Raw genomic sequence first — 5,350 nt, 5'->3', positions numbered from 1 at the left:
CGAACGCCAGACGGACGGGTCGTGGTCCCTGCGGGGTCATCGCCGACATCTCGAGCCCGTACCGGTCGACGCCCGTCATGCTCGCGGAGGTGACCTCGGTGGCTGTTGAGAAGGCCTTGCAGTAGAGCACCATGGCGTCGGCGTGGTCGGCGTTCATATGAGCAATCATGCCGGCGGCTGACGGACCGAGGGGATCCGGTTCGGCGGCGTGCCAGTCGGCCTTGCTGATCCACGACATCCGGCCATAGCCTCCAATGTAGCGGACATAGTCCACATGCAGCTTCCAGAACGCAAAATCGCGGAAGTCGGCGTAGTACCTGGAGTTTGGATGGGCGCCGAAGAATGCGTCGCGCGCGCTGCCGCCAGCCCCTCCGACGCGCGTGCACGGTCCGAGCATCGTGACGCGGCCGTTGGCGAGCGGATCTGCAGAGCCGCCCTCGGCCAGCAGCAGCGACGCGCGAGAATCCCGCTCCAAGTTCTTGGTGTGCTCGGCGAGTCCGCTGATGAGGAAGATTGGGTTTCCGCTGTCAAAGGCGACGGTCACGAATGAGCCGTAAGGATAGCCCTCCGGCTCAAGGGCCAGGGTGCACAGGGTCCCGGTTGAGATCTGGGCGACCAATGTTCGCGCGCGCTCCGCGTGTGTGGGTGTCGGCACATTAACGTCGTACAGCGGCTCCGGCGCGTCGGCTGTCGGCCGGGCGTGTGCATCTTCGCTCATGATTCTCCCTGACGGGCGATCGGCTGCCCTGCGGCGTGGGCCTGGAATCCACGCCTTGGAGAAGTGTAACCAGTCGGGCGCGACGAGCTTCCTGCTACGGAGTCTTTTTCCGGGCCCTGTCCTGCTTCCTTTGTTCTTCTTGCTTCTGTTTCTTCACCTGCTGTTGCTTGATCTTTTCTTTGTCCTTCTTGCCACCCTTGTCTCCCATGCCCGCTCCTTTCTCCACGAACGTTCCGTTCAGGTCGAGAAATACGCCTCGATGATTCATCGTCAGGCCATCCGGGTTGCCGGCTGAACTCGACCGCCGAGGAACGCCGACGATGTCGTCTATCGTAGGCGAAGTGGCTGATCTCGATGGCTCGGGGCAGTCGGCAAGTGCCGAGAAATCCGGAGACGCCGCCAGATCGCCAATGCGGCGTTACTCGGGACGTACGAGACAGCTGTAATGGAGCTTATGGACGCTTCTGGGCCGTAAACTTCCGGCCGTCGTAACGCAGTGTGAGGCCCGTGGTATTGCCGGAACCGTCCACGTTAAACGCAAGTTGCGCGTCTACAGCCTTTATGAAGAACCTCTGCCGTCCCTCGGCGAATAGTTGGTAATCCAGTCCGGAAATACGGGCCCACAACGAGTCGCCGTTTCTCGTAATTATGATGACGTCCGTTGGCGAAAGGTTATATCGGCCGACGAACCGGTCCAGCCCCGATGGTTCCAAGACGATTTCGGTTCGCTCGGCTACAAAAGATGTCTGGACCGGAATAGACGGATCGATGAGGTGCCAGCCGATGTCATCGACGCTGCGCGCCGAGTTGGAAAGGACAACGACGTGGGTGCCGCTGGACATGCTGAAGCCCGCGAATGCCGCGTAGCACCCCGTTTGTCCGTTGACGCCGGCGAAGCGGCGCCCATTTCGTTCGACGATGTGCCATCCGAGACCGACACTGACGGATGCGTCTTCAGCAGGACGACGCGGTTCGAGTGCGAGAGGGGCCACACGTTCGAGCGATGTGCCGGCCGGCCGAGAGTACGCCGAAAGAAACTTCATCATGTCGCGCGCGGTGGAGCGAAATGCGCCTGAGCCGGCGAGTGCTGGCATGTCCCACGACTTCTGCAGAGTGAGAGACGCATCGTGCCCAGGCGCGAAGCGAAGCCGAAGAGCAGGCGTTAGAGCGATCCACGTGTCGTTCATGTCCAAGGGTCGGAGCACGCGCTCGAGCACCAAGGCTTCGTATGTCATGCCTGTCCGCCGTGCCAGAACATGGCCGAGCAGTGCCATCCCTAGGTTCGAATACTGGTATTGCTCGCCGGGATCTCTCGCCAGTTCGTGGCTCGACAAGAAGGCGTAGAGCTGTTGCTGTGTGTAGTCTGCAAATGGATTTCCGCTGTCCGCAGGTTCCATGTTGGCCGGAAAAGCCGGCAACCCCGATGTGTGGGTGGCGAGATCGAGTAACGTGATTTGCTTGCCGTTGCGGGACGGGAGGCGCACTTGAGGCGGCAAGTATCGAGCTACTGCATCGTCAAGAGCCACCTCGCCCCGCGACACCATGTCGGCCAGTACCGTGGCCGTGAATGTCTTTGTGATCGAACCGATCTCGAAGATGGTCTCTTCACTGACCGCTGACGTGCCGGGACCATTGAAAGTGCCGAAGGAGATAAACCGTGAAGTCTGCAGATTGTGGATGCCAACCGTAATCCCAACGCTCTGCTTTGCGTCCACTCGCTTGGCCAGGATGTCGCGGATGGTAGCATCGTCAGGTTGCTGTCTCTCGGGCTGACGCTCGTCATGCCCTGGCACACACCCAGGGAAGACTAAGATCAAGACAACGATCACTGAGGGTGCGCGGCCCAGAATTCGTGGCATGTACGTTTCAGCGTCTGGATCCGCCGAAAACCGTCTGCGTCGCGCCCAGTATATCGTTTGCCGAAGGCCAATCGCCCCTGAGTAGTCGCCAAGGGATTTCCACCGGCTCGACCGCGAATAGAAAAGCCCCTTCGGCGTCAGGACAGAACCAGTGGGCGTCGGCGCAGCTCCCTCAAGCCTCTGTCGGGCCGGAAACGCCCTGCACGTCAGGCCCCGCTCGGGGGGTGAAGCGTGAGAAGATAGGGAAATCGGGTCAGATCCGCGCGGCGCCTACTGACGTTGGTCGTGGCGAATCGGTCAGAGCAGCAAAGGAGAGCAATGACAGGAACGATCAAGACGTTGCGAACAGAAAAAGGATTCGGATTCATCAGCGACGGCGCAGGCCAGGAGTACTTCTTCCATCAAAGCGCCATCTATGGGGAGGGGATTGATAAGCTGCGCGAAGGCGACAGCGTGGAATTCGACCTCGGCGCGGCCGGCCCGAAGGGCCCGCGGGCCGAGAATGTCAGGCGCACGTCCACCTAGCCGTAGAATCACAGGTGCCAGCCGGGACGTCTTCGTTCCGGGCTGGGGCCGTCACCGAGCAACCGCAGGCCTTCCAATCACCCCACCCCGTCTCGCCCTTCCGAGCTGGCGACGAGCGGCATAGTCGCACCGAGGCACCGGCGAGGCCCACCAACATTACCATTGCAGTGGTCAAGCTATACGGCCCGGTTTCAAGTACAAGGTCCTAAGAAGTCGCCAGGGCGGATTGAAGTATCCGCCCTGGCGACGACCCTGGTCAAGCGGCATCCGGTTCGATTCCCAATCGATCGTTCACGGCGGACCGGAGCTTCTGTTTGCATCCCAGGTAGCGCTCGGTCGTCTGAATCGATACGTGCCCCAAGAGAAACTGGATCTGGTCCAGTTCTCCACCCGCGAGGTGACACAGCCTGGCACACGTGCGCCGTAGATCGTGCGGCGCCAACTTGTCGATGCCGGCGCGAGTCGCCGCCGCACGCACGACATCCCAAAGCACCTTGGGCGACATGCCGTCTCCCCAAACGCGCCCGGCCTTGTTGCTCGCCCGGAAGACCGGGCCGTGCGTGATGTCAGCCGCCGCCGTCCACGCGTCCACAGTAGTCTTCACCCACGTTGGGATCGGGACGGTTCGCCCATGTCCACCCTTGCCGACCAGATCGACAATCACCCAGTGCTCCTCCCGTTGCACACCACCACGGGGTTCTTGCCACAGAGAACTTTCTCAATACAGATAACTTTATGATATAAAGCAATGTCGTGCGGGAGGGTGGTTGTCATCGACTCCATGGAGCCGGATTGAGAGCGGCACCCACGCCTTACGATGCGAAGGTAACCATGTCGAAGAGGCTCAGGGGCGCCTGCGAGGTGAGACCCGATGACGGCGGTGGGTGAGGTACCGGGGGGCCGCGGTCCGCTGACCGCGGTCTCGTGGCTCGACTGGAAGCTGGGCGCGCGTATGCTGCTGAAGCATCCCGCGCTCACGATCATCGGGGGCTTCTCGGTGGCGGGTGTCATTGCGATTGGGGCGGTCGGCATCGAACTCGCTGACGAACTGCTGTACAAGCGGCTGCCCTTCGACGAAGGCGGCCGCGTCGTGCGCCTCGAGACGCAGGACATGGCGGCGTCACGCATGGAGCCGAAGGTGCTCCACGATTTCGCGATCTGGCGGCGGTCTCTGAAGACGGTGGCGGAGCTCGGCGCCGCCAGCGTGAGCGAGCGCAACGTGCTCACGGGCGAAGGCCGTGTCGAATCGCTGCGCGTGGCGGAGATCACGGCGTCGGCGTTTCCGCTCACCCGCGTGCCGCCGCTGCTCGGCAGGCCGCTGCAGCCGACGGACGAAATACAGGGTGCGGAGCCCGTCGTGGTCCTGGGTTACGACGTCTGGCAGAGTCAGTTCCTGCACGACCCGGCGATCATCGGCCGCGTCGTGACGGTGGGCCGCACGGCTCGCACCGTGGTGGGCGTGATGCCGCCGCGCTTCGGCTTCCCGCGCAACCAGCAGATATGGGTGCCATTGCCCGTCCAGGACGCGGCGCCGCGCGAAGGGCCGGCCGTGCAGGTGTTTGGCCGCCTCGCCGACGGAGCGAGCTGGCAGGACGCCGCGGCGGAGCTCGACGTCGTCTCGGCACGCCTGGCGGCCGACCAACCGGCAACCTACGCGCGGCTGCGGACGCGCGTTCGCGCATTCGCCGGGCGCACGCCGGGTGATCCGCTGCGGCTGGAAGATCTGGCGGTCCACGCCATCGTCCTGCTGCTGCTGGGGGCGGTGTCGGCGAACGTCGCGACGCTGACCTTCGCGCGCACGGCGATGCGCGAATCAGAGATGGTCGTCCGCCACGCGCTGGGGGCGAGCCGTGGACGCGTGATCGCGCAAATCGTCACCGAATCGCTCGTGCTGGCCCTCACGGCCGCCATGCTCGGGCTCGTCGTGGCCCAGACCACGGTGCGCTATGCCTGGGCCCGGGCGAGTCAGCTCATGGGGGAGGGCCTGCCGTTCTGGGTGGATCTGACACTCGAGCCTGCCACCATTGCGTATGCGCTGCTGCTCGCGCTCGTCGCCGCTGCCATGATCGGCCTGCGGCCCGCACTGAAGGCCACGGGCGCGTCCGTTCAGCGGGGACTGCAGGGGATCACGAGCGCCGGTGGGACGATCAAGTTCGGCGGCATCTGGTCGTTCATCATTGGCGCGCAGGTAGCGTGCACGCTGCTGTTCGTGCCCGCCGCGGTAGGAATCTTCACCAACACCGTTCAC

At 63.3% G+C, this 5,350-nt stretch carries 5 protein-coding genes; 2 read left to right on the top strand and 3 right to left on the bottom strand.

Annotated features, from left to right (window positions below; translation table 11 throughout):
- Both GEV06_27965 and GEV06_27960 read right to left on the bottom strand, forming a co-directional pair.
- Positions 1 to 718, bottom strand: a 718-nt coding sequence (locus GEV06_27965; GenBank protein ID MPZ21695.1) for a DUF2470 domain-containing protein, incomplete at its 3' end; no start/stop codon positions are given.
- Between the two features lie 452 nt (positions 719 to 1,170).
- Positions 1,171 to 2,577 (bottom strand): serine hydrolase, encoded by a 1,407-nt coding sequence (locus tag GEV06_27960; GenBank protein MPZ21694.1) that lies wholly within the window; start codon positions 2,575 to 2,577, stop codon positions 1,171 to 1,173.
- A gap of 318 nt (positions 2,578 to 2,895) precedes the next feature.
- Between GEV06_27960 and GEV06_27955 the strand changes: the two genes are divergently transcribed.
- A complete protein-coding gene (locus tag GEV06_27955; protein ID MPZ21693.1) occupies positions 2,896 to 3,102 on the top strand; it encodes a cold shock domain-containing protein in 207 nt (68 codons plus the stop codon).
- Between the two features lie 256 nt (positions 3,103 to 3,358).
- Here the strand turns inward: GEV06_27955 and GEV06_27950 are convergent, their stop codons facing one another.
- Positions 3,359 to 3,811: a tyrosine-type recombinase/integrase gene (locus GEV06_27950; GenBank protein ID MPZ21692.1), complete on the bottom strand. Its 453-nt coding sequence runs from the start codon at positions 3,809 to 3,811 to the stop codon at positions 3,359 to 3,361.
- 162 nt (positions 3,812 to 3,973) lie between these two features.
- Between GEV06_27950 and GEV06_27945 the strand changes: the two genes are divergently transcribed.
- The coding region (locus GEV06_27945; GenBank protein MPZ21691.1) for an FtsX-like permease family protein at positions 3,974 to 5,350 on the top strand (1,377 nt) is incomplete at its 3' end.

The sequence above is a fragment of the Luteitalea sp. genome (genome assembly GCA_009377605.1).
GTDB lineage: Bacteria > Acidobacteriota > Vicinamibacteria > Vicinamibacterales > Vicinamibacteraceae > WHTT01.
This window is presented reverse-complemented; position numbering and strand designations above follow the sequence as displayed.

What these genes read in the sequence shown, in the direction of transcription:
- GEV06_27955 (MPZ21693.1), top strand. Translation starts at nt 2,896, where the DNA reads ATGACAGGAACGATCAAGACGTTGCGAACAGAAAAAGGATTCGGATTC.
- GEV06_27960 (MPZ21694.1), bottom strand. Translation starts at nt 2,577, where the DNA reads ATGCCACGAATTCTGGGCCGCGCACCCTCAGTGATCGTTGTCTTGATC.